The 230-nt window shown below is 67.0% G+C and carries 1 pseudogene; it reads right to left on the bottom strand.

Going from position 1 to position 230, the window contains the following annotated elements:
* Positions 1-230 (bottom strand): annotated as a pseudogene (locus KVT38_RS34395) (hypothetical protein); the annotation flags it as partial.

Below are 230 nucleotides of genomic sequence, written 5' to 3'. Positions count from 1 at the left end.
ACCAAATGCCGCTATCCGCCCCCCTACCACGAGGCACACGCGATTGAGCCAGTCAGTCACTCGTCGCGCCAGGCCACAGTCGCAGCTGCAGCTCGTCGCCTTGGCGTCCCCGAACTCGACCGGTGTCGGGTAGTCGTTGGTGAAGCAGCCGAGGCACAGGCCGCGGTCGTACTTGCCCTCGGCGCCGCCGACGGCTTCCAGCAGACCCGGCTTGCTGAGGAAGGACAACG

Origin of the sequence: Cohnella sp. GbtcB17 (assembly GCF_019091135.1) — a bacterium.
In the GTDB taxonomy this organism is placed as follows: domain Bacteria; phylum Bacillota; class Bacilli; order Paenibacillales; family Paenibacillaceae; genus Cohnella.
This window is presented reverse-complemented; position numbering and strand designations above follow the sequence as displayed.